This window comes from Microbacterium sp. T32 (assembly GCF_001619615.1).
Lineage (GTDB): Bacteria > Actinomycetota > Actinomycetes > Actinomycetales > Microbacteriaceae > Microbacterium.
The window spans coordinates 53,462-74,546 of sequence record NZ_LQQP01000006.1; the positions used below are offsets into that span (position 1 = coordinate 53,462).

Annotated in this window: 33 protein-coding genes; 3 read left to right on the forward strand and 30 right to left on the reverse strand. The window is 66.8% G+C overall.

The window, feature by feature from the left end:
* Window positions 1–76: 76 nt before the first annotated feature.
* From rpsK to AVW09_RS03060, 29 genes are all read right to left on the reverse strand, one after another.
* Window positions 77–475, reverse strand: a complete 399-nt coding sequence (rpsK, locus tag AVW09_RS02920; protein WP_013583990.1) for a 30S ribosomal protein S11 — start codon at window positions 473–475, stop codon at window positions 77–79.
* Between the two features lie 34 nt (window positions 476–509).
* Window positions 510–884 carry a 30S ribosomal protein S13 gene (gene rpsM, locus AVW09_RS02925; protein WP_063256596.1) on the reverse strand — a complete coding sequence of 125 codons (375 nt, stop codon included), beginning with the start codon at window positions 882–884 and terminating at the stop codon, window positions 510–512.
* Between the two features lie 154 nt (window positions 885–1,038).
* Complete coding sequence (gene rpmJ / locus AVW09_RS02930) at window positions 1,039–1,155, reverse strand: 50S ribosomal protein L36 (protein WP_005050492.1); 117 nt, start codon at window positions 1,153–1,155, stop codon at window positions 1,039–1,041.
* Window positions 1,156–1,219: 64 nt separating this feature from the next.
* Window positions 1,220–1,441, reverse strand: a complete 222-nt coding sequence (gene infA, locus AVW09_RS02935) for a translation initiation factor IF-1 (protein WP_013583992.1) — start codon at window positions 1,439–1,441, stop codon at window positions 1,220–1,222.
* A gap of 138 nt (window positions 1,442–1,579) precedes the next feature.
* A complete protein-coding gene (locus tag AVW09_RS02940) occupies window positions 1,580–2,281 on the reverse strand; it encodes a DsbA family protein (protein ID WP_156495944.1) in 702 nt (233 codons plus the stop codon).
* Complete coding sequence (gene map, locus AVW09_RS02945; RefSeq protein WP_063256598.1) at window positions 2,278–3,120, reverse strand: type I methionyl aminopeptidase; 843 nt, start codon at window positions 3,118–3,120, stop codon at window positions 2,278–2,280. Before map ends, AVW09_RS02940 begins: the two co-directional genes overlap by 4 nt.
* A 1-nt stretch (window position 3,121) precedes the next feature.
* Window positions 3,122–3,712: an adenylate kinase gene (locus tag AVW09_RS02950; protein WP_063256599.1), complete on the reverse strand. Its 591-nt coding sequence runs from the start codon at window positions 3,710–3,712 to the stop codon at window positions 3,122–3,124.
* Entirely contained in the window at window positions 3,709–5,031 is a 1,323-nt protein-coding gene (gene secY, locus AVW09_RS02955; protein WP_063256600.1) for a preprotein translocase subunit SecY, read from the reverse strand. The genes AVW09_RS02950 and secY overlap by 4 nt, the downstream gene beginning before the upstream one ends.
* A 109-nt stretch (window positions 5,032–5,140) precedes the next feature.
* Window positions 5,141–5,677 carry a 50S ribosomal protein L15 gene (rplO, locus tag AVW09_RS02960; protein ID WP_022877828.1) on the reverse strand — a complete coding sequence of 179 codons (537 nt, stop codon included), beginning with the start codon at window positions 5,675–5,677 and terminating at the stop codon, window positions 5,141–5,143.
* Window positions 5,677–5,862 (reverse strand): 50S ribosomal protein L30, encoded by a 186-nt coding sequence (gene rpmD, locus AVW09_RS02965; protein WP_013583998.1) that lies wholly within the window; start codon window positions 5,860–5,862, stop codon window positions 5,677–5,679. Before rpmD ends, rplO begins: the two co-directional genes overlap by 1 nt.
* Window positions 5,862–6,542, reverse strand: coding sequence for a 30S ribosomal protein S5 (rpsE, locus tag AVW09_RS02970; RefSeq protein WP_022877829.1), 681 nt, complete (start codon window positions 6,540–6,542; stop codon window positions 5,862–5,864). The genes rpmD and rpsE overlap by 1 nt, the downstream gene beginning before the upstream one ends.
* Entirely contained in the window at window positions 6,539–6,898 is a 360-nt protein-coding gene (gene rplR / locus AVW09_RS02975) for a 50S ribosomal protein L18 (protein ID WP_022877830.1), read from the reverse strand. Before rplR ends, rpsE begins: the two co-directional genes overlap by 4 nt.
* A gap of 2 nt (window positions 6,899–6,900) precedes the next feature.
* Window positions 6,901–7,437, reverse strand: coding sequence for a 50S ribosomal protein L6 (rplF, locus tag AVW09_RS02980; protein ID WP_063256601.1), 537 nt, complete (start codon window positions 7,435–7,437; stop codon window positions 6,901–6,903).
* 6 nt (window positions 7,438–7,443) lie between these two features.
* Window positions 7,444–7,842, reverse strand: coding sequence for a 30S ribosomal protein S8 (gene rpsH / locus AVW09_RS02985; RefSeq protein ID WP_022877832.1), 399 nt, complete (start codon window positions 7,840–7,842; stop codon window positions 7,444–7,446).
* 100 nt (window positions 7,843–7,942) lie between these two features.
* A complete protein-coding gene (rplE, locus tag AVW09_RS02990) occupies window positions 7,943–8,533 on the reverse strand; it encodes a 50S ribosomal protein L5 (protein ID WP_063256602.1) in 591 nt (196 codons plus the stop codon).
* A gap of 2 nt (window positions 8,534–8,535) precedes the next feature.
* Window positions 8,536–8,895: a 50S ribosomal protein L24 gene (gene rplX / locus AVW09_RS02995; RefSeq protein ID WP_063256603.1), complete on the reverse strand. Its 360-nt coding sequence runs from the start codon at window positions 8,893–8,895 to the stop codon at window positions 8,536–8,538.
* 2 nt (window positions 8,896–8,897) lie between these two features.
* Window positions 8,898–9,266 carry a 50S ribosomal protein L14 gene (rplN, locus tag AVW09_RS03000; protein WP_013584005.1) on the reverse strand — a complete coding sequence of 123 codons (369 nt, stop codon included), beginning with the start codon at window positions 9,264–9,266 and terminating at the stop codon, window positions 8,898–8,900.
* A gap of 34 nt (window positions 9,267–9,300) precedes the next feature.
* Window positions 9,301–9,633 carry a 30S ribosomal protein S17 gene (gene rpsQ / locus AVW09_RS03005; RefSeq protein ID WP_022877835.1) on the reverse strand — a complete coding sequence of 111 codons (333 nt, stop codon included), beginning with the start codon at window positions 9,631–9,633 and terminating at the stop codon, window positions 9,301–9,303.
* Window positions 9,633–9,944 (reverse strand): 50S ribosomal protein L29, encoded by a 312-nt coding sequence (gene rpmC, locus AVW09_RS18310; RefSeq protein WP_013584007.1) that lies wholly within the window; start codon window positions 9,942–9,944, stop codon window positions 9,633–9,635. Before rpmC ends, rpsQ begins: the two co-directional genes overlap by 1 nt.
* Window positions 9,944–10,363 carry a 50S ribosomal protein L16 gene (rplP, locus tag AVW09_RS03015; protein ID WP_022877836.1) on the reverse strand — a complete coding sequence of 140 codons (420 nt, stop codon included), beginning with the start codon at window positions 10,361–10,363 and terminating at the stop codon, window positions 9,944–9,946. Before rplP ends, rpmC begins: the two co-directional genes overlap by 1 nt.
* Window positions 10,363–11,121 carry a 30S ribosomal protein S3 gene (gene rpsC / locus AVW09_RS03020; protein WP_058230882.1) on the reverse strand — a complete coding sequence of 253 codons (759 nt, stop codon included), beginning with the start codon at window positions 11,119–11,121 and terminating at the stop codon, window positions 10,363–10,365. Before rpsC ends, rplP begins: the two co-directional genes overlap by 1 nt.
* Window positions 11,121–11,519 carry a 50S ribosomal protein L22 gene (gene rplV, locus AVW09_RS03025; protein ID WP_063256604.1) on the reverse strand — a complete coding sequence of 133 codons (399 nt, stop codon included), beginning with the start codon at window positions 11,517–11,519 and terminating at the stop codon, window positions 11,121–11,123. Before rplV ends, rpsC begins: the two co-directional genes overlap by 1 nt.
* Window positions 11,520–11,544: 25 nt before the next feature.
* Window positions 11,545–11,826, reverse strand: coding sequence for a 30S ribosomal protein S19 (gene rpsS / locus AVW09_RS03030; RefSeq protein ID WP_022878257.1), 282 nt, complete (start codon window positions 11,824–11,826; stop codon window positions 11,545–11,547).
* A 12-nt stretch (window positions 11,827–11,838) separates the two neighbouring features.
* Window positions 11,839–12,678, reverse strand: coding sequence for a 50S ribosomal protein L2 (rplB, locus tag AVW09_RS03035; RefSeq protein ID WP_063256605.1), 840 nt, complete (start codon window positions 12,676–12,678; stop codon window positions 11,839–11,841).
* A 24-nt stretch (window positions 12,679–12,702) separates the two neighbouring features.
* Window positions 12,703–13,002 carry a 50S ribosomal protein L23 gene (gene rplW / locus AVW09_RS03040; protein ID WP_022878259.1) on the reverse strand — a complete coding sequence of 100 codons (300 nt, stop codon included), beginning with the start codon at window positions 13,000–13,002 and terminating at the stop codon, window positions 12,703–12,705.
* Window positions 12,999–13,661, reverse strand: a complete 663-nt coding sequence (gene rplD, locus AVW09_RS03045) for a 50S ribosomal protein L4 (protein ID WP_063256606.1) — start codon at window positions 13,659–13,661, stop codon at window positions 12,999–13,001. The genes rplW and rplD overlap by 4 nt, the downstream gene beginning before the upstream one ends.
* A gap of 4 nt (window positions 13,662–13,665) precedes the next feature.
* A complete protein-coding gene (gene rplC / locus AVW09_RS03050) occupies window positions 13,666–14,325 on the reverse strand; it encodes a 50S ribosomal protein L3 (protein ID WP_022878261.1) in 660 nt (219 codons plus the stop codon).
* 8 nt (window positions 14,326–14,333) lie between these two features.
* Window positions 14,334–14,642 carry a 30S ribosomal protein S10 gene (gene rpsJ, locus AVW09_RS03055; RefSeq protein ID WP_013584016.1) on the reverse strand — a complete coding sequence of 103 codons (309 nt, stop codon included), beginning with the start codon at window positions 14,640–14,642 and terminating at the stop codon, window positions 14,334–14,336.
* A 440-nt stretch (window positions 14,643–15,082) separates the two neighbouring features.
* The gene (locus AVW09_RS03060) at window positions 15,083–15,298 is read right to left on the reverse strand and encodes an Rv0909 family putative TA system antitoxin (RefSeq protein WP_063256636.1); all 216 of its coding nucleotides are present in this window, start codon (window positions 15,296–15,298) and stop codon (window positions 15,083–15,085) included.
* A gap of 585 nt (window positions 15,299–15,883) precedes the next feature.
* Here AVW09_RS03060 and AVW09_RS03065 point away from each other — a divergent pair.
* Window positions 15,884–17,467 carry a right-handed parallel beta-helix repeat-containing protein gene (locus AVW09_RS03065; protein ID WP_063256607.1) on the forward strand — a complete coding sequence of 528 codons (1,584 nt, stop codon included), beginning with the start codon at window positions 15,884–15,886 and terminating at the stop codon, window positions 17,465–17,467.
* Window positions 17,468–17,503: 36 nt separating this feature from the next.
* Here AVW09_RS03065 and AVW09_RS03070 read toward each other — a convergent pair whose 3' ends face one another.
* The gene (locus AVW09_RS03070) at window positions 17,504–18,424 is read right to left on the reverse strand and encodes a hypothetical protein (protein ID WP_063256608.1); all 921 of its coding nucleotides are present in this window, start codon (window positions 18,422–18,424) and stop codon (window positions 17,504–17,506) included.
* Between the two features lie 595 nt (window positions 18,425–19,019).
* On the opposite strand from AVW09_RS03070, the gene AVW09_RS03075 reads away from it, so the two are divergent.
* Together AVW09_RS03075 and AVW09_RS03080 are read left to right on the forward strand one after the other, a co-directional pair.
* On the forward strand, window positions 19,020–20,459 hold the full coding sequence (locus tag AVW09_RS03075; RefSeq protein ID WP_063256609.1) for a polysaccharide biosynthesis tyrosine autokinase: 1,440 nt from the start codon (window positions 19,020–19,022) through the stop codon (window positions 20,457–20,459).
* Window positions 20,456–21,055, forward strand: coding sequence for an arsenate reductase/protein-tyrosine-phosphatase family protein (locus tag AVW09_RS03080; RefSeq protein WP_063256610.1), 600 nt, complete (start codon window positions 20,456–20,458; stop codon window positions 21,053–21,055). Before AVW09_RS03075 ends, AVW09_RS03080 begins: the two co-directional genes overlap by 4 nt.
* Window positions 21,056–21,085: the final 30 nt, after the last annotated feature.

Below are 21,085 nucleotides of genomic sequence, written 5' to 3' on the forward strand. Positions count from 1 at the left end.
GGCATCCGGATGTCTGTGGGTGCGCGGGAGCGCAAACGTTCCCGGGGAGTGACGAGCACTCCCCGGGAACGATGCGTCAGACGCGGCGGCGCTTCGGCGGACGGCAGCCGTTGTGGGCCTGCGGCGTCACGTCCTGGATCGAGCCGACCTCGAGGCCGGCGGCCGTGAGCGAACGGATCGCGGTCTCGCGACCCGAGCCGGGGCCCTTCACGAAGACGTCGACCTTCTTCACGCCGTGCTCCTGCGCCTGGCGGGCAGCGGACTCCGCCGCCATGCCTGCGGCGTAGGGCGTCGACTTGCGCGAGCCCTTGAAGCCGACGCCGCCGGACGAGGCCCAGCTGATGACGGCCCCGGAGGGGTCGGTGATCGAAACGATGGTGTTGTTGAACGTCGACTTGATGTGGGCCTGACCCACGGCGATGTTCTTCTTCTCCTTGCGGCGCGGCTTGCGCGCGGCGGACTTGGCCTGTGCCATGTGCGGTTCTCCTGGATCCTGCGCCGGCGGAGGCCTAGCGCGCCTTCTTCTTGCCGGCGACGGTGCGCTTGGGGCCCTTGCGGGTACGCGCGTTCGTCTTCGTGCGCTGACCGCGCACCGGGAGGCCGCGGCGGTGGCGCAGGCCCTCGTAGGAACCGATCTCGACCTTGCGGCGGATGTCGGCGGCCACCTCGCGACGGAGGTCACCCTCCACCTTGTAGGTGCCCTCGATGTGGTCGCGGAGCGCGACCAGCTGGTCGTCGGTGAGGTCCTTGACGCGGACGTCCGGGCTGATGCCGGTCGCGGTGAGGATCTCGGTGGAGCGGGTGCGGCCCACGCCGTAGATGTAGGTAAGTGCGATCACCACGCGCTTGTCGCGCGGGATGTCGACGCCGGCGAGACGTGCCATGCGGCTCTCCTCAGAGTGTCGTGGAGGTGTGGAGCAGGATCGGTGCCCGGGCCTCCGCCCCGAGGTGTCCCCCGCATCGCGGGTTCTGATCCTGCCGTTGTGTGTTCAGTTGGAAGTCGTTCGTCGAGCTCGTGCGGACCGCGTCCGCGCGGACTCAGCCCTGGCGCTGCTTGTGACGCGGGTTGCTCTTGCAGATCACCATGACGCGCCCGTGGCGACGGATCACCTTGCAGTGGTCGCAGATGGGCTTGACGGAGGGGTTGACCTTCATTGGGGGTGTTTCCTGTTCGCTGTCTTCGATTCCGCCGGAGCGGATCGTTACTTCTCGGCCGGACTCAGCGGTAGCGGTAGACGATACGACCGCGCGTGAGGTCGTAGGGGCTCAGCTCGACGACGACGCGGTCCTCGGGGATGATGCGGATGTAGTTCTGCCGCATCTTGCCCGAGATGGTGGCGAGCACCTTGTGACCGTTGGTCAGTTCGACACGGAACATCGCATTGGGCAGTGCTTCCGACACCGTGCCCTCGATCTCGATGACACCGTCTTTCTTCGCCATAAACTCGCTCACGCTCATTGCAGACCGGCCGGTCTGCGGTGGATGGGGATTCGGTGCTGCGACACGCCAATAAAGGCGCAACGCACCAAAGATCAAGCATACGTGGTAGAACGCGATGCGGCAACTCGCCGCCTCGGTTCAGCCGTTGAGTCGACCGACGATGTCCTTCTGCGGGTCACCCGTGAGGTCGGTCTGGTTGACCAAGACCTTGCCGTTGATCGCGATCGTCGGCGTCGCGATGCCGGAACCGGTCTGCGACGGCGTCTTCTTCGTCAACGCGGTGACGTACTTCGTGTACGTGCCGCCGGTGATGCACGAGGTCACGGCATCCGAGGCTCCGGCATCCTTCGCGATCGAGGCGAGAGTGGTGTCGTCGAGGCCGGCGGTGCCTTCCTTCGGCTGCTGCGCATACATCGCCTTCACGAAGGCCGGGATGTTCGCGGGGTCGTCGACCGCCACGCAGTACGCCGCGTTCGCCGCGCGGGTGGAGTACTGCGTGCCCTGCGACTGCGCGTCCAGGATCGAGATCGGGTGGATGTTGAGCGTGATCTTGCCGTCGTCGACCAGCTGCTGCAGCGTGGGACCGTAGGACTGCTCGAACGAGTTGCAGATGGGGCACATGAAGTCGATGTAGGTGTCCACCGTGTCGCTCCCGGACCCCACGGCGATCGCGCCCGTGTCACCGTTCACGGCGGAGGACTGCGGGACCGTACCCGTCGACGTCGCTTGGCTGTTGGCGAACCAGACGACCCCGCCGATGATCAGCACGACCACGACGGCAGCCGCGGTCACCCCGATCGCGAACCAGTTGGTGGACTTCCGCGCGGCGGCCATCATCATGCGTCGATCTCCTTCGGCACCACTCCGAAGGGTGCCAGCTTCTCCGCACCGCCGTCGGGAGCGGTGAGGACCCAGACACCCCCATCATGCACGGCGACACTATGTTCCCAGTGGGAGCCCTCGGTGCCGTCCACGGTGGTGACGGTCCACCCGTCGTCCTCGACCTGGGTCTCCTGGTCGCCGATGACCACCATCGGCTCGATCGCGACGGCGAGTCCGGGGCGCACTTCCGCGCCGCGCTCGGGCACGCGGTAGTTGAACACGCTGGGCGCCTCGTGCATCTTGCGGCCGATGCCGTGACCGACGTAGTCGCGCAGGATGCCGTAGCCGCCGGCGGGTGCGTTGTCCTCGATGTAGGCCTCGATCGCGGCGCTCACCTCGCCGAGGTGGGACGCCTGGCTCAGAGCGGCGATTCCCGCCCAGAGCGACCCCTCCGTCACCTCGGACAGCCGTCGGCGTGGAGCGACCAGCTCCTCCGGTGCGTCACCGGGCACGATCATCGTGAAGGCGGAGTCGCCGTTCCATCCGCGGAGCTCTGCGCCGGCGTCGATCGACAGCAGGTCGCCCGCCCGGAGCGGCCGATCTTTCGGGATGCCGTGCACGACCTCGTCGTTCACCGATGCGCAGATGGTGTGCCGATAGCCGCGCACCATCTGGAAGTTCGACTTCGCGCCTCGCTCAGTGATGACACGGGATGCCGCGGCGTCGAGCTCGAGCGTCGTGATCCCGGGCGCGATCAGCGCCCGCACGGCTTCCAGGGCGGCCGCCGTGATCAGGCCGGGTTCCACCATTGCCCGCAGCTGTGCGGGCTTCTTGTAGATCGAGGAGCGCAGGACCACGTCAGCGCGCCGGACGCAGGCCGCGCGCCTCGAGTGCGGCGAAGATGCGCGCGGTGATCTCATCGAGGTCGCCGACGCCGTCGATCTCGTCGACGACGCCGCGCGTGCCGTAGACGTCGAGGATGGGCGCCGTCTCGCGCTCGTAGATGCCCAGGCGCGTCGCGATCGCCTCCTCGGTGTCATCGGCGCGACCCTGCTCAGCCGCACGGGCGGTCAGACGCGACAGCGACTCCTCGCGCGGCACGACCAGCGCGATGACGGCATCGAGCTGCTCGCCACGGCCCTCGAGGAATTCATCGAGGTGCAGGACCTGCGCGAGGTTGCGCGGGTAGCCGTCGAGGAGGAAGCCCTCCGCGGCGTCCGCCTGCGAGAGGCGGTCGCGGACGACAGCGCTCGTCAGCTCGTCCGGGACCAGGCTCCCCGCGTCGATGATCGACTTCACCTGGAGGCCGAGTTCGGTCCCCTCGGCGACGTTCGAGCGGAACACGTCGCCGGTGGAGACCACCGGGATCCCGAGGGCCGCACCGACACGGACGCCCTGCGTTCCCTTGCCCGAACCCTGGGGTCCGACGATCAGAAGACGTGCGGTCATCGCAGAAGCCCCTCGTAGTGACGCTGCTGGAGTTGCGCGTCGATCTGCTTCACCGTCTCGAGGCCGACGCCGACGATGATGAGGATCGACGCGCCGCCGAACGGGAAGTTCTGGTTGGCACCGACCGTCGCCAGCGCCACGAGCGGCAGCAGAGCGATGAGGCCGAGGTAGATGGAGCCGGGCAGCGTGATGCGCGTCAGCACGTAATCGAGGTACTCGGCGGTCGGACGGCCCGCCCGGATGCCGGGGATGAAGCCGCCGTACTTCTTCATGTTGTCGGCGACGTCGACCGGGTTGAACGTGATCGCGACGTAGAAGTACGTGAAGCCGACGATCAGCAGGAAGTACACCAGCATGTACAGCGGGTGGTCACCGCGCGTCAGGTACTGCGAGATCCAGGTCACCCATGCAGCCGGCTCCTGGCCCGCCTGCGGCTGGTTGAACTGCGCGATGAGCGCGGGGATGTACAGCAGGGACGACGCGAAGATCACCGGCACGACACCGGCCATGTTGACCTTGATCGGGATGTACGTGTTCGTCCCGCCGTAGGTGCGGCGCCCCACCATGCGCTTGGCGTACTGCACCGGGATGCGACGCTGCGACTGCTCGACGAACACGACGAGCGCGACGACGACGATGCCGACCGCGAGGACCAGGAGGAAGACCTCGACGCCGCGGGTGTTCAGGATCGCGAACATCGCGGCCGGGAACGTCGCGGCGACCGAGGTGAAGATGAGGATCGACATGCCGTTGCCGACACCGCGCTCGGTGACGAGCTCGGCGAACCACATGACCAGGCCGGTACCGGCGGTCATGGTGATGATCATGAGCAGCTGGGCCCACCAGATGTCGTTGGTGAGCAGCTGCTGGCACTCCGGCGCACCGCCCGTGCCGAGCAACTGGCCCGACCGGGCAACGGTCACGAGGGTCGTGGACTGCAGCAGCGCGAGCGCGATCGTCAGGTAGCGCGTGTACTGCGTGAGCTTGGCCTGGCCGGCCTGGCCCTCCTTGTACAGCGTCTCGAAGTGCGGGATGACCACGCGCAGGAGCTGCACGATGATCGTCGCCGTGATGTACGGCATGACGCCCAGCGCGAAGATCGACAGCTGGAGGAGCGCGCCGCCCGAGAACAGGTTGACCAGCGAGAGCAGCCCCTCGGTGCTTCCCGACGATGCGAGACAGCTCTGGACGTTCGGGAAGTCGACGAAAGGCGTCGGCACGTGGGCACCCAGCCGGTAGATGGCGATGATGCCCAGCGTGAAGGCGATCTTCCGCCTCAGGTCGGGCGTGCGAAAAACCCGCGCGATGGCGCTGAACAAGGGGATTCCTCCAGAACGATCTCGGCGCGCGACGAGGCGCACTCGGACTCAGACTAACCCAGAAGGGGCCGACGGCCACACGGCCGCCGGCCCCTCCCCGGGTGATACGTCAGTTGATCGAGCCGCCGGCGGCGACGATCTTCTGCTCAGCAGAGCCGGAGACCTTGTCGACCGTCACGTTGAGCGCGACCGAGATGTCGCCGGTGCCGAGCACCTTGACCTTCTCGTTCTTGCGCACGGCGCCCTTGGCCACCAGGTCGACGACGGTCACGTCGCCACCCTGGGGGTAGAGCTCGGCGAGCTTGTCCAGGTTCACGACCTGGTACTCGACCCGGAACGGGTTCTTGAAGCCGCGGAGCTTCGGGGTGCGCATGTGCAGCGGCATCTGCCCACCCTCGAAGCCGACCTTGACCTGGTAGCGGGCCTTGGTTCCCTTGGTACCGCGACCGGCCGTCTTACCCTTCGAGCCCTCACCGCGACCGACACGGGTCTTCGCGGTGTGGGCGCCCGGGACGGGACGGAGGTGGTGGACCTTGAGCACGCCGGGGCGCGCCGCGGGAGCGGCATCCTTCTTGGCGGCCGTCTTACGGGCCGGAGCCTTCTTCGGGGCGTCGACCGTGGCGGTCTCGTCCTTCTTGTCAGCCATTAGTCGATCTCCTCAACCTTGACGAGGTGGGCGACGGTCTTGACGTAGCCGCGCGTCTGCGCGTCGTCCGGACGGACGACCGAGTCGCCGATCCGCTTCAGACCGAGCGAGCGCAGCGTGTCACGCTGGTTCTGCTTCTCGCTCACCTTGGACTTGATCTGCGTGACCTTCAGACGCTCGGCCATCAGGCACCTACCTTCTGAGCGGCGGCCTCGGCGCGCACGAGGCGGGCCGGGGCGACCTGGTCGAACTCCAGACCGCGGCGGGCGGCCACGGCGCGGGGCTCCTCGAGCGACTTCAGAGCCTCGACGGTCGCGTGCACGATGTTGATCGTGTTCGACGAGCCGAGCGACTTCGAGAGGACGTCGTGGATGCCGGCGCACTCGAGGACGGCGCGGACGGGACCACCGGCGATAACACCGGTACCGGCGGCGGCGGGGCGCAGGAGCACCACACCGGCGGCAGCCTCACCCTGGACGGGGTGCGGAATGGTCGAGCCGGAGCGCGGAACGCGGAAGAAGTTGCGCTTGGCTTCCTCGACACCCTTCGAGATGGCGAGGGGCACTTCGCGGGCCTTGCCGTAACCGACACCCACGACGCCGTTGCCGTCGCCGACGACGACGAGCGCCGTGAAGCTGAAGCGACGACCACCCTTGACGACCTTCGAGACGCGGTTGATCGTCACGACGCGCTCGAGGAACTGGCTCTCGTTGCGGTCGCGCGACCCACGGTCACGCTGGTTGGCGTTGCGCTCGCGACCACCGCGGCGGGGCTCGCGCTCACGCTCGGCGGGTGCCTGGGACCCAGCCGCACCCTCAGTCGGTGCAGTCTGCTCGGTCACTTCGGTCTCCTTGTTGTCACTCACAGGTTCAGCCCTCCTTCGCGGGCGCCTTCGGCGATCGCGGCGACACGACCGGCGTAACGGTTGCCACCGCGGTCGAACACGACGTCCGAGAAGCCGGCGGCCTTGGCGCGCTCGGCGACGAGTTCGCCCACCTTGCGGGCCTTGGCGGTCTTGTCACCGTCGAACGAACGCAGGTCGACCTCGAGGGTCGAGGCCGAGGCCACGGTGTGGCCCTTGCTGTCGTCGACCAGCTGGACGAAGACGTGGCGGGCCGAACGCGTCACGACGAGACGGGGACGGAGCTCCGTACCCACGACCTTCTTGCGCAGACGAGCGTGGCGACGCGCGCGGGCGGCGGACTTTGTCTTGATAGCCATGGCTACTTACCACTCTTTCCGGCCTTGCGGCGCACAACCTCGCCCGCGTACCGCACACCCTTGCCCTTGTAGGGCTCGGGCTTGCGGATCTTGCGGATGTTGGCGGCGGCCTCGCCGACGGCCTGCTTGTCGATGCCGCTCACGGTGAGCTTGTTGTTGCCTTCGACCGTGAGGGTGATGCCCGCGGGCGGGTCGATCAGGACGGGGTGCGAGAAGCCGAGGGCGAACTCGACCGAGCTGCCCTTCTGCGCCACGCGGTAACCCGTACCGACGACCTCGAGGCCCTTGGAGTAGCCCTGGGTGACACCGATGATGTTGTTGTTGATGAGCGTGCGGGTCAGGCCGTGGAGCGACCGCGACTCGCGCTCGTCGTCGGGGCGGGTGACGAGAACCTGGTTCTCCTCGACCGACACCTCGAGGGGGGATGCCACGGTGAGCGTGAGCTCGCCCTTGGGGCCCTTGACGGCGACCTCCCGGCCGTTCACCGAGACGGTGACTCCGGCGGGGATGTCGATGGGAAGACGTCCGATACGCGACATGTCAGATCACCACACGTAGGCGAGGACTTCCCCGCCGACGCCCTTCTGCTCGGCCTGACGGTCGGTGAGGAGACCGGAGGAGGTGGACAGGATGGCGACGCCCAGACCGCCGAGGACCGTGGGGACCTCGGTGGACTTCGCGTACACGCGGAGGCCGGGCTTCGAGACGCGCTTGATGCCGGCGATCGACCGCTCGCGGTTCGGGCCGTACTTCAGCGTCAGGGTGAGGGTCTGGCCGACGCGGGCGTCCGAAACGGACCACTCGGCGATGTAACCCTCCTGCTTGAGGATTTCGGCGATGTGCGTCTTGAGCTTCGAGCTCGGGAGCGACACGGAGTCGTGGTGCGCCGAGTTCGCGTTGCGCAGACGGGTCAGCATGTCTGCGACCGGGTCTGTCATCGTCATGTGTTGCTTCTTTCGATCATGAGGTTTCGACTGCCGTTACACGACAGCCGACCTTCGATGAGAGGCCCCCGGGATGCCGGGGGCCCGGGTCGGCGGATGCTCAGGCCTGAGCGTCCGACGACTGGAACGGGAAGCCGAGCTGGCGGAGCAGCGAGCGGCCCTCGTCATCGGTCTTCGCGGTGGTGACGATGGTGATGTCGAAACCACGCACGCGGTCGATGCGGTCCTGATCGATCTCGTGGAACACGGACTGCTCCTGGAGACCGAAGGTGTAGTTGCCGTTGCCGTCGAACTGCTGGGCCGAGAGACCGCGGAAGTCGCGGATACGGGGCAGTGCGAGGTTGACGAGGCGGTCCAGGAACTCCCACGCACGGTCGCCACGGAGGGTGACGTGCGCACCGATGGCCTGGCCCTCGCGCAGCTTGAACTGCGCGATGGACTTCCGGGCCTTGGTGACGATGGGCTTCTGACCGGTGATCTTGGTGAGGTCGTCGACCGCGCCATCGATTACCTTGCTGTCGCGAGCGGCCTCGCCGACACCGGTGTTCACGACGACCTTGACCAAGCCGGGGATCTGCATGACGTTCGCGTAGCCGAACTCTTCCTGCAGGGCCTTCTTGATCTCGGTGTTGTACTTCTGCTTCAGGCGGGGCTGGATCTTGCCAGCCACCGCGGCAGTGTCGGTGCTCATATTCAGAGGTCCTTGCCTGACTTCTTCGCGTAGCGCACGCGGACGGTGCGCTTCACGCCGTCCTTCACCTGCTCCTCGACGCGGTGACCGACACGGGTCGGCTTCTTGGTCGAAGGGTCGACGAGCGCGACGTTCGAGATGTGGATCGGGGCCTCGAAGGTCTCGATGCCACCGGTCTTGGTGCCGCGCTGGGACTGGCCGACGCGGTTGTGCTTGGTGACGTAGTTCACGCCCTCGACGATCACGCGGTTCTGCTCGGTGAGGACCTCGAGGACCTTACCCTGCTTGCCACGGTCTCCGCCGCGCTCGGGCTTGGCGCCCGAGATGACCTGAACCAGGTCGCCCTTCTTGATCTTCGCCATGATCAGATGACCTCCGGGGCGAGCGAGACGATCTTCATGAACTTCTTGTCGCGAAGCTCACGACCGACCGGTCCGAAGATGCGGGTGCCGCGGGGCTCCCCGTCGTTCTTCAGGATCACGGCGGCGTTCTCGTCGAACTTGATGTACGAGCCGTCGGGACGACGGGTCTGCTTGACCACGCGGACGACGACGGCCTTGACCACGTCGCCCTTCTTGACGTTTCCACCGGGGATCGCGTCCTTGACCGTGGCGACGATGACGTCGCCCAGGCCCGCGTATCGGCGGTTCGAGCCGCCGAGCACGCGAATGGTCAGCAGCTCCTTGGCGCCGGTGTTGTCGGCGACCTTCAGCCGGGATTCGTTCTGAATCACTTGTTACTCCTTGGGTTCCAAGCAGCCGCGAGGCTTACTTGGCCTTCTCGAGGATCTCGACCAGGCGCCAGCGCTTGGTGGCGCTGAGCGGACGGGTCTCGTTGATGACGACCAGGTCGCCGATGCCGGCCGAGTTCGTCTCGTCGTGGGCCTTGACCTTCGACGTGCGACGGATGACCTTGCCGTAGAGCGGGTGCTTCACGCGGTCCTCGACCTCGACGACGATCGTCTTGTCCATCTTGTCGCTGACGACGTAGCCACGACGCGCCTTGCGGTAACCGCGGGCGTTCTCGTCGCGCACGTCATTGGCGGCGTGCTCGTGACCGGCGACCTGCGCCTCGGCCTCTGCCTTCTTCGCGGTAGCCATTACTCCGCCTCTTCCTTCGCGGCGTCGTCAGCGGCATCCGCCTTCTTCGCCTTGCTCTTCTTCGCCTTCGTCGCCTCGACCGGGGCCGGCGTGGCGCGGATGCCGAGCTCGCGCTCGCGGATCACCGTGTACAGCCGCGCGATGTCGCGCTTGACCGCACGGATGCGGCCGTGGCTCTCGAGCTGGCCGGTGGCCGACTGGAAGCGCAGGTTGAACAGCTCTTCCTTGGCCTTGCGCAGCTCCTCGACGAGGCGCTGGTCTTCGAACGTGTCGAGCTCGCTCGGGGCGAGCTGCTTGGTGCCGATCGCCATTACGCGTCGCCCTCCTCGCGCTTGATGATGCGTGCCTTGAGCGGCAGCTTGTGGATTGCTCGGGTGAGCGCCTCGCGAGCGAGCTGCTCGTTCACGCCCGCGACCTCGAAGAGGACACGGCCCGGCTTGACGTTCGCGACCCACCACTCGGGGGAACCCTTACCGGAACCCATGCGGGTTTCGGCCGGCTTCTTGGTGAGCGGACGGTCGGGGTAGATGTTGATCCACACCTTTCCACCACGCTTGATGTGACGCGTCATGGCGATACGAGCGGACTCGATCTGACGGTTGGTCACGTAAGCGGGGGTCAGCGCCTGGATGCCGAACTCACCGAACGACACCTGGGTGCCACCGGTGGCCTGGCCCGAGCGGCCGGGGTGGTGCTGCTTGCGGTACTTGACCTTGCGGGGGATGAGCATTACGCCGACGCTCCTTCTGCCACGGGGGCCTCATTGCGCGGGCCACGACGACGGTCGCCACCGCGGTCGTCACGACCGCGCGACTTCGGCGCGTTGGCCTGCTCGCGAGCGAGCTCCTTGTTGGTGAGGTCGCCCTTGTAGATCCAGACCTTCACGCCGATGCGACCGAAGGTCGTCTTCGCCTCGTAGAAGCCGTAGTCGATGTTCGCGCGGAGCGTGTGCAGGGGCACACGGCCTTCGCGGTAGAACTCCGATCGGCTCATCTCGGCGCCGCCGAGACGGCCCGACACCTGGATGCGGACGCCCTTGGCACCGGCGCGCTGCGCACCCTGCAGACCCTTGCGCATCGCGCGGCGGAAGGCCACGCGGGCGGAGAGCTGCTCGGCGACGCCCTGCGCGACGAGCTGAGCGTCGGCCTCGGGGTTCTTGACCTCGAGGATGTTGAGCTGGATCTGCTTGCCGGTGAGCTTCTCGAGGTCGGCGCGGATGCGCTCGGCCTCGGCGCCACGGCGACCGATCACGATGCCCGGGCGGGCGGTGTGGATGTCGACGCGGACGCGGTCACGCGTGCGCTCGATCTCGATGTTGCTGACGCCCGCGCGGTCGAGCGAGGTGGTCAGCAGGCGACGGATCTTGATGTCCTCGGCGAGGTAGTCGGCGTAGCGCTGTCCGGGCTTCGTCGAGTCGGAGAACCACCGCGACACGTGGTCGGTGGTGATGCCGAGGCGGAAGCCGTACGGGTTGACCTTCTGTCCCATTACTTGCTCGCCTTCTTGTTGGCGCGAGCCGGGGCCGCAGCAGCGTCTTCCGGCGTCGCGAGCACGACCGTGATGTGGCTCGTGCGCTTCTTGATCTGGAAGGCGCGACCCTGTGCGCGGGGCTGGAAACGCTTGAGCGTCGTGCCCTCGTCGACGTACGCGTTCTTCACGTACAGGTCTGCGTCATCCAGGTACTCGTTCGTCTTGTCGGCGGTGACGCGAGCGTTCGCGATCGCCGAGGCGACGAGCTTGTAGATCGGCTCGCTCGCGCTCTGGGGCGCGAACTTCAGGATCGCGAGGGCCTCCTCGGCCTGCTTTCCCTTGATGAGAGCGACGACACGACGAGCCTTCTGAGGGGTCACGCGGATGTGTCGCACGCGTGCGATGGACTCCACCATTTCTCTCTCCTCTTACGCCCCCGCGTCAGCGGCGGCGGCCCTTCTTGTCGTCCTTCACGTGGCCGCGGAAGGTGCGGGTGGGCGAGAACTCGCCCAGCTTGTGGCCGACCATGGTCTCGGTCACGAACACGGGGATGTGCTTGCGACCGTCGTGCACGGCGATGGTGTGTCCCAGCATGGCGGGGATGATCATCGAACGGCGCGACCAGGTCTTGATGACGTTCTTGGTGCCGGCTTCGTTCTGCGAGACGACCTTGCGAAGCAGGTGCTCGTCGACGAAGGGGCCCTTCTTAAGGCTGCGAGGCATCTTCCTCTACTCCTACTTACGCTTCTTGCCGGCGGTGCGACGGCGGACGATCAGCTTGTCGCTTTCCTTGTTCGCGTGGCGGGTGCGGCCCTCGGCCTTACCCCACGGCGAGACGGGGTGACGACCACCGGACGTCTTGCCCTCACCACCACCGTGCGGGTGGTCGACCGGGTTCATGGCGACACCACGGACGGTGGGACGGACACCCTTCCAGCGCTTGCGGCCGGCCTTGCCCCAGTTGATGTTCGACTGCTCGGCGTTGCCGACCTCGCCGATCGTGGCGCGGCAGCGCACGTCGACGTTGCGGATCTCGCCCGAGGGCAGACGCAGCTGAGCGTAGGGACCGTCCTTCGCGACCAGACGCACCGAGGCGCCGGCCGAACGGGCCATCTTCGCTCCGCCGCCGGGGCGCAGCTCGATCGCGTGGATCACGGTACCGGTGGGGATGTTGCGCAGCGGCAGGTTGTTGCCGGGCTTGATGTCGGCGCCGGCACCGGACTCGACGACGTCGCCCTGCTGCAGCTTGTTGGGGGCGAGGATGTAACGCTTCTCGCCGTCCTTGTAGTGCAGGAGCGCGATGCGCGCGGTGCGGTTGGGGTCGTACTCGATGTGAGCGACCTTGGCGTCGATGCCGTCCTTGTCGTTACGACGGAAGTCGATCAGACGGTACTGGCGCTTGTGACCGCCACCGATGTGGCGCGTCGTGATGCGGCCCTGGTTGTTGCGGCCACCGGTCTTCGACAGCGGGCGCAGCAGCGACTTCTCGGGCGTCGATCGGGTGATCTCGGCGAAGTCGGCCACCGACGAGCCGCGGCGACCGGGCGTCGTGGGCTTGTACTTGCGAATAGCCATTGTTCTTGTCCTCTATCCCGACCGTCAGCCGACTGCCGTGAAGATGTCGATGGTGCCCGACTTGAGGCTGACGATCGCGCGCTTGGTGTCCTTGCGCTTGCCGATGCCGAAGCGGGTGCGACGGGCCTTGCCCACGCGGTTGATCGTGTTGACCGAGGCCACCTTGACGCCGAAGATCTTCTCGATCGCGAGCTTGATCTCGGTCTTGGAGGCACGGGGGTCCACCAGGAACGTGTACTTGCCCTCGTCGATGAGCGAGTAGCTCTTCTCCGAGACGACCGGCTTCAGGATGATGTCGCGCGGGTCCTTGTTGACGGCGGTCATGCCGAGACCTCCTCGGTGGCGCCGGACTTCGACGCGACGAACGCGTCGTAGGCGGCCTTGGTGAAGACGATGTCGTCGGAGACGAGCACGTCGTAGGCGTTGAGCTGGCCGAAGGGCAGCACGTGGACGTACGCGAGGTTGCGCACGCTCTTGATCGTCAGCTCGTCGTCGCGGTCGATGACCACGAGGACGTTCTTGACGGCGCCGAAAGCGGTCAGGACCGCGGCAGCGGCCTTGGTCGACGGGGCACCCTCGATGCCGAAGGACTCCACGACGTGGAGACGCTCACCACGAGCACGGTCGCTCAGCGCACCCAGGAGGGCAGCGGCGATCATCTTCTTGGGGGTGCGCTGGCCGTAGTCGCGCGGCTTCGGACCGTGGACGATGCCACCACCGGTCATGTGCGGCGCGCGGATCGAGCCCTGACGGGCGTTACCCGTGCCCTTCTGCTTGAAGGGCTTGCGACCGGCACCGGAGACCTCGCCACGACGCTTGGTCGAGTGCGTGCCCTGACGGGCGGCGGCGCGCTGGGCGACGACGACCTGGTGGATCAGCGGGATGTTCGTCTTGACGTCGAAGATCGCGGCGGGCAGCTCCACGGAGCCGGCCTTCTTGCCGTCGGACTTGCGAACGTCGAGCGCGAGAGTCGAGTCAGCCATGAGATCAGGCACCCTTCACTGCGTTGCGGACGTAGACGATGCGGCCACGCGCACCGGGGACGGCGCCCTTGACGAGCAGCAGACCCTTCTCGGCGTCGACGGCGTGCACCGTGAGGTTGAGGACGGTCACGCGCTCGCCACCCATACGGCCGGCCATGCGCATGCCCTTGAAGACGCGGCTCGGGGTCGACGAGGCGCCGATCGAACCGGGCTTGCGGTGGTTGCGGTGTGCACCGTGCGAAGCGGAGACACCCTTGAAGTTGTGACGCTTCATGACACCGGCGGTGCCCTTGCCCTTGCTGGTGCCGACGACGTCGACCAGCTGGCCGGCCTCGAACAGGCCGTCCACGGTGAGCTCCTGACCGAGCGAGTAGTCAGCGGCATCCGCGGTGCGAACCTCGGTGAGGTGACGACGCGGGGTGACGCCCGCGGCCTCGAAGTGGGCCGTCAGGGGCTTGTTCACCTTGCGGGGGTCGATCTGGCCGTAGCCGATCTGAACGGCGTTGTAGCCGTCCTTCTCGACCGAGCGGAGCTGGGTCACGACGTTCGGGGCGACCTCGATGACGGTGACAGGAACGAGCTTGCCGTTCTCGTCCCACACCTGGGTCATACCGAGCTTGGTGCCGAGGAGGCCCTTGGAGATCTTGGAGTTGATGTCAGCCATGTCGAACCTCAGAGCTTGATCTCGATGTTGACATCGGCCGGGAGGTCGAGGCGCATCAGCGAGTCGACGGCCTTGGGCGTCGGGTCGATGATGTCGATGAGGCGCTTGTGGGTGCGCATCTCGAAGTGCTCGCGGCTGTCCTTGTACTTGTGGGGCGACCGGATGACGCACACGACGTTCTTCTCGGTCGGCAGGGGGACCGGGCCCACCACGGTGGCGCCGGCACGGGTCACGGTGTCGACGATCTTGCGCGCGGACGAGTCCAGTCCGGCGTGGTCGTACGACTTCAGGCGAATGCGGATCTTCTGTCCCGCCATTGTCTGCTCACTCTCTTTCTCGCGTCTTACCCGACCAAGGGCATCGGACGCACGGTGGCGCTCTCGCGCCCTGGCACTTCCCCTCGCTCGCGCGAGAGATGCTGCACCGCTGTTCAGCTGTCAAACCGGATGCCATGGCATCCGGCCCGCCCCTCACACGCACGCGTGCGGCTCCCGTGAAGGAGGAAGGGGTTTCGGTGTGTGTTCTGCTGCCCGCGGCCCAGGACCCTGCGCTCACGCGCCGCCTGTGCACTGCCCTGGCAGTGATCCTGGCGCGCGCCGAGCGCACGCCGGAATGTGGAACCTGGATAGTCTACGGGCCACTCGGGCGTGTCGCAAACCCGGGCGTGTCGCGCGCGGCATATCCTCAGCCCTCCGCTGCAACAGGACGGCGCCGCCCCGGATTCCCGGGAGCGGCGCCGTGAGAAGAATGCGACGGTTCAGGCGTTGCCGACGTTCTTGTCGATGTTCTCCCGGACCTCGTCGACCTTGGCGTGGTGCTCCGCCGGCACGACCTTCTTGATCGCGTCAGCAGCGCCGTCGAGGAGCTTGTCGCTGACCTCCTCGGCCTGCTCGCTCTTCAGCGCCTCCTCGATCTTGTCGCGGTTCTCCTCGAGAAGCTGCTTGCCCTTGTTGATGATGTCGTCCACGCCCATGTCGGTCTCTCCTTCGCCACCCTGCGTCCGCTCCACCGGCGGCCGGTTGTCCATTTTCCCTGGGAACGGAAACGGACGGAAGGGCCGGGGTAGCGGTCAGCTCGTGACCGAGCTGTCGATCGTGTCGAAATTCACGGCGCCCGCTCGGGCAGAACCGAGAGTGTTCCCCAACGTCGGCCGAAGTGCCACGTTGGGGGGCAGGTACTCGGCTGACGGCACCGTTGAGGAGCTGACCCCCGTAAAGAAAGACGAGCTCCCGTCCAACCGTGCTCCCTGCGCGGTGGCCACCCGCACCGCGGCGATTCGGCGGGCTGATTGTGGACATGCTGGCAGGCCGACTTCGGTGGCGTCATAGCCTGAGCCTGGATTCCACCCCTAGCTTCGCGCGAAGCCTCGTCTACCGACCACTCGGCTCAGAGCCATGGCGAGCATGGACGGGCAGCGGTCGGTGCTGGTGGTCGATCTCGGTGCCGCCAGATTCCGGTGCCGGCCGTTCTCCTGTCGTTCTGTTTCAGGTAGCCAGGAGAATGCCGGGACTCAGCCAAGGGAACGCTTCTGGTAACGCGCGACGATTAATGTCCGAGTGTGGACAAATCTGAGCTATCGCCGAGCCGGCGCGACCTCATCCTGATGACCGGGGTCGCCACCGTCGGTGCGGTCGCAGCGATTCGCCCGAGCCCCGCTGAGCCCGGCGATGCCAGTCGCGTGTCACCCGTGATCAATGTCAAGGACCACGGGGCGCGGGGCGACGGTTCGGCCGATGACACACTTGCGGTGAAGATCGCGCTCGATCGAGCCTCGTCACTGGAGAGCTCGTCGACCTTGTACTTCCCATCCGGGGTATACCGCGTGAGCGCGGGGACACTCAGGGTCCCCGACGGCCACTCGACGCTGATCCGCGGCGACGGCCCGGGCGCAAGTCGCATCACTTTCGTCGAGGGGGAAACGAGTTCAGAGCCCCTGGTCTCACTCGATGCGCTCTTCTCCGCGGTGGAAGACCTTCAGCTGGATGGAACCGACGCCGTCGGCGCTTCCGATCTCCTCGTTCTCAATCGCGGGTACACGCGGGTCAGCAATTGCCTCCTGTCGAACTCGCCGGGCACGGCCTTGGCCATCGGCAAGGAAGGGCGCGCTCTCGCGCACATTGTTCAGAACGTCGTCGTCCGGGACGCGCGTGGCTACGGAATCCGCGTGCACGGTGCGACCGGCAAGGAAACCACCGGGTCGACGGACGGCTTATGGTCCAACGTCGACGTCGGTCGCTCCGGGCTTTCCGGGGTTCTCCTGGAATCGTCGTCTCAGAATCTGTCGAACGTTCACGTGTGGCAATCCGGCGTGCATGCTGACGATCCCACCGATCAGAACGGGTTCCTCGTCGTCACGCGATCCCACATCTTCGCGGGGTGCCAGGCGGAGAAGAATCACGGCGACGGCTTCCGGTTCGAACGGGGCGGCGGTGACGGGTGCGTCGTGAGCGGATCCCGCATTTGGGAGAACGGGGGGTCGGGTCTGGTCGGCGTGGGAGCACAGCGCCTCACGGTCACGGGCTCTACCTTCGCGCGCAACGGCCGAAACAATGTCGGTGACTCCGCCTCCCCCACCGATCGGAGCGCCGCCGCCATCCGCAATGAGGGCGGAGACCACTGGAGCATCACGGGATGCAACGCCTGGGACGACGAGACGGAGCTGGACGCGGTTAACGTTCCCCCAGATTCCGCCACACCGAACATCCCCGCGCGCGGCAGGCGAATGAGTCAGACGTTCGCCTACGTGGAGTCGGGCGAGGCGGGCTCCTCTGTCATCTCCGGAGGTGTGCTCCGCGCCGAGGACCAGCTCAGCGGTCGTGCCGTGCAGAGCGCTTCGCCTTTCCTCAGGATTAGCGCGACGGATCTGGGGGAGGACACCGTGCCCACCGTCGTTGCCGCAACGTCGCTCAACCTCCCGCCCTGGGGAGAGGTCATCAAGGTCGCCGGAGCGGCCGAAATCTCGAGCGTCCGCCCAGGACGCCCCGGCCGCACGGTTACCTTGATCTTCACGTCCGACGGCGCGGGGTTGAGCGGCGCCGACCCGAGCCTACGGCTGACGACGGGCTTCGCACCGAGGGCCGGCGGGGCGATCACTCTGGTTTGCCTGGATGACTCGTGGTGTGAGCAGAGCCGCACGGCCTGAGCCGCACCGCAGATCCCGGCGCGGACGAAGGTGACGTCAGGCGCTTGCTGAGGGGGAGGCCGACGCGGAGGCCGATGCAGATTCCGAGGGCAGGGGCTGCGGGTCCGGCGGAGTCGTCGCCTGGGGTGCGGGGGTCGGCGACGCCGCGGCCGACGGCGTCGGGGAAGGTACGCGCGGAATTGACGGGGACGTCGATCGGGGCACCGTCGTTCCTCGGGACGTACCTTCAGTGCCACTGCGCCGTTCGTCGAGCACCCGCTGGTTCTCGACATCCAAGGCGCCGAGAGCGGCGACCACAGCGGACATCTCGGCGAGACCATCGCCGCCGGCCGCTTGCACATTGCCCAGTTCTCCGCTCGCCGCAGCGACGGCGGCGCGGAACGACTCATCTGCCGCGGAGGCGTCGGCTACTCGTTCGGCGGCGGTCGTCTGCAGAGCCTTCCCGACAGGGACGAGCGAACCACGAAAGGTGGTCAACGCGGCCATGAGATCCGCGCGAGCGTCCCGTACGGCCGCCATCATGTCGGGGAGGGAGTTCTCGATCTCGCGAACCTTATCCAGCGCGTGCCCGACGTCGACGAGGGAGCGTTCATTGATCGACCCGCGACTGTAGGCGGGAAGCGATACCGATGCGGGCTGCGCGGCTAGCCGCTCCACGGCCGCCTGCGCGGATTGAGCATCGTTCATCGAACCGGGTGAAAGACGTTCCCCTACGCGAGGGAGCACATCGCGCGCAGCCACGGTCGAGGCGCGAGCGGACTCCAGTGACACGGAATACAGATCCATCGCGGTTCTGAGCTGGTCGATCTCGTTGGTCAGCTCCGCCTCCCGCTCGCGGAGGCTGGCCATGGCGTCATCGGCCGGATTCGCGGTCGCGCGTTGGATAAGAGCGACGGACGCTGCCGCCACGAGCACCAGGACAGCCAAGATCGAGACCGCGACGCTGACGATGTTCACAGCTCCGGCACGTCGGCGGGAGAACATCGGCCGCTTTCCGGCGCGCGCCGTTTCCGGAGCCGACCACGAGAGCTGGTCCGGTCGAGCCCCGGCCGATCCGACCAATGCCGCAAGGCCGACCGAGTCGCGTCCGGGGCGTCGCGAGCGTTCAACCTCGCCGGTGGATGCCCTCGGCCCCACCACGCGCGAGAGATCGGCCGACGCCTCGCGTCGGGCCACCTGCGGGGCCCCTACGAGCTGAGACAGGTCGGCGGGAGGGACAGCCGCCTCGTCGCGGACCGACCCCACCAGACGCTGAATGTCCCGTACCCGCGCGTCCTGCGCGTGAGCCCTCGTCACGACGCGAGGTACGGGCTGATCTGCGTTCGACTGTTCGCTCCTCGGCCCCGGTCGGCGTGGGCTCATTCGGCCGGAAGCCCCGAAAAGGCTCTCCAGGTCGCTCATTGTCTCCCCCTGTACCGTTCAGGCACGGCACTTCGAATGTCGTAGGCTGATGAAAGGGCGCCACGGTGGCGCGGATGGCTGGGAAAAGGATACTTCTGCAATTTCGTCATCCGCCGTCTGACGGCGCCCATCAACTGGCGAATGGATGAGCGTGGAACTGAGCACCTATCTCCGGATCCTGCACCGAAACTGGATTCTGATCGTCGCATTAACGATCCTCGGAGGGGCGGGGGCCTACGGGTACTCCTTGCTGCAGACACCCACCTACGAGGCCAACACGCAATTGTACGTGTCGGTTCGGTCGGACACATCCGGCGTCAGTGAGCTCGCACAGGGCACCAACTTCGCCCGCCAAGCCGTCGTCAGCTTCGTCGACGTCGTGGACAGTGCGGTAGTGCTCGACCGGGTCATCAACGACCTGAACCTCGACACCACGGCTCAGCAACTGGCGAAGTCGGTCGAAGCCTCGTCTCCGACGAACTCCGTGATCATCTCTATCAACGTTTCCAACACGAATGCGGAGACCGCCGCGGCGATCGCGAATTCGGTCGGCACGAACTTTGCTGACGTCGTGGTGAATGGCCTGGAGAAGCCGGTGGGCGACGCGGCAAGCCTCGTTCGGATCGAGACCATCGAGCCGGCTCTCGTCCCCACCGCCCCGTCCTCGCCGCACACCACGGTCAACATCCTTCTCGGGATCGTCCTCGGCCTGGGACTCGGGGTGGCGTTCGCCGTCTTGCGCTCCATCCTCGACACACGCATCCACTCGCTGCACGACATCGAAGCGGCAACGGAGGCGCCCGTACTCGGCGGCATCGCGCTCGATCCGGACGCGCGCAAACGTCCCCTGATCGTCCACGCCGACCCGCGAAACCCCCGCGCCGAGTCTTTCAGAAGCCTCCGCACGAACTTGCAGTTCATCGATGTGGACGGCTCCTCGCGCTCCTTCGTCGTCACTAGCGCCGGTCCGGGCGAGGGAAAGTCGACGACCACCTCCAACCTCGCCATCGCGCTTGCGGAGACCGGAGCACGCGTCGCCCTGGTCGACGGCGATCTGCGTCTTCCCCGCATCGCCGAGTACATGGGACTGGAGGGAGGCGTCGGGCTGACGGATGTCCTGATCGGACGCGCGGAACTCGTAGATGTGCTCCAGCAGTGGGGCACGGGGAAGCTCTTCGTCCTGACATCGGGGCGCACGCCTCCGAACCCGTCCGAGCTTCTTGGCAGCCAAGCGATGCAGCGCACTCTGGACGCTCTTGCTGAAGCCTTCGACTATGTCCTCATCGATTCCCCGCCGCTCCTGCTCGTCACCGACGCGGCGGTCGTGTCGCGATTCACCAGTGGCGTCTTGATCGTCGCGGCATCCGGGAGCACCAAGAAGCCCGCATTGGCGGCCGCAGTGGAGAAGCTCGAGGCGATCGGAAGTCGACTCTTCGGGGTCATCGTGACGATGCTGCCCGCGAAGGGACCTGACAGCTACAGCTACGGCGCCTACTCGTACGCCGCCCCCACCGACGAGGTGTCTCGTGAGGAGAAGCCTCGCGAAGGACGGAGCCGGCGACGTTCGCAGCGACAGCAGGACGACACATGACGTTCAGCGTCCTGTCCGTCTGCACGGGCAACGTCTGCCGCTCCCCCCTCGCGGAGCAGCTGATCGCGCGGCAGATGCGGGAGTTCGATGTTTCCGTTCGCAGCGCGGGGGTGTGGGCACTCGTGGGGGAAGGCGCGCCCGAACCTGCACGCCGGATCGCCGCGGAATGCGGCCTCGACGTCTCCGCCCACGTCGCCGAACAGGTCGACGAAGGGATGATCCGCCGATCCGACCTGATCCTCGGCATGGCGCGCGACCACAGACGACAGCTCGTCGAGATGGCACCATCGGCCATGCGGCGCTCGTTCACGCTCAGGGAGTTTGCGCGGCTTGCGGAGGCGGCCGAGCCGGACCTTTCGGAGGCAGTCCGATCCGCCCACGCACGTAGCGCGGAGGATGGGATGAGAGCAGCCGTCGCTCTGGCCGCTTCTCTTCGAGGGACGATCCCCCCGCCGGACGATGCAGCGGACTTCGACGTCGTGGATCCCTACCAGCAGTCCGACGAGGTGTATCGGCGGTCGCTCGCTGAGATTGTTCCAGCCGCCGAGAAGGTGTCGGAGTATCTGGTCGCCGCTGGCACGCTCGCTGCTCCCTGAGACCGCATCTCGTTCCCCCGCGCGCACTGA